Origin of the sequence: Nocardia paucivorans NBRC 100373 (assembly GCF_000308675.1) — a bacterium.
Classification (GTDB): domain Bacteria; phylum Actinomycetota; class Actinomycetes; order Mycobacteriales; family Mycobacteriaceae; genus Nocardia; species Nocardia paucivorans.
Genome location: NZ_BAGE01000089.1, coordinates 1 through 692 on the forward strand (window position 1 = coordinate 1; position 692 = coordinate 692).

The following is a 692-nucleotide window of genomic DNA, read 5'->3' on the forward strand; positions in this document are numbered from 1 at the left end:
TGGACGCTCGAGCTGGCGGTCGACGCGAGGCAGGCCGGCGTCGGACTCGCCGTCTCCGCGGTCACCCACTACGTCGCCGACCGCCGCGCGCCTCTGGCGGCCGTGGCCCGGTGGATCGGCAAGGCCGACTACTGGCGTCTGGGCTCCGGCACCCTCGCCTCCGGAGCCGCCTACCTGGATCAGTCCTGGCATTGGATGTGGCTCGGCGTCGCCGCGCTCGTCACCGCCGCCTGAATCCACCCGACACAGAAAGCAGGTCGACACATGCTCGACAAACCGACCCTGATCCCTCACCGACCCGGGCATCGCATCGTCGATGCCGCAGGACCCTGGGCGCTGTGGGCCCCCGGCGGATTGCAGACCTACACCCTGTCCTGGCGGAAAATCACCTGGGTGGCCGGATTCGCCACCGCCGCCCGCGCCGACACCGCCCTTCGCGCGATCGAGGCCGTGCAGGCGGATTCGCCGGACCTGCGCGACCGGCGATTCCTGCGCGCCGCCTTGGAGGACGTGGCCAAACTGCAGAAAACCCTCGCCGCGCTTGGTGACGAGCTCCTCAAGGCGTCCCGCGTCGAGGTCGACGGAAAACCGCTCCTGAGCTGGGGAGAGATCGCCCTCGCCCTCGAAGTCGACTACCGCTCCACGCCTCAGCGTCGATACGAGCGCCTACAGCGCGGCGAGCAGGCCCCGTA

General features: G+C 70.1%; 1 protein-coding gene and 1 pseudogene. Both read left to right on the forward strand.

Annotated features, from left to right (window positions below; translation table 11 throughout):
* A pseudogene (locus tag ON32_RS23375) lies at positions 1-234 on the forward strand (transcriptional regulator); the annotation flags it as partial.
* A gap of 30 nt (positions 235-264) precedes the next feature.
* A partial coding sequence (locus ON32_RS23380) for a hypothetical protein (protein ID WP_040793174.1) occupies positions 265-692 on the forward strand: 428 nt, incomplete at its 3' end.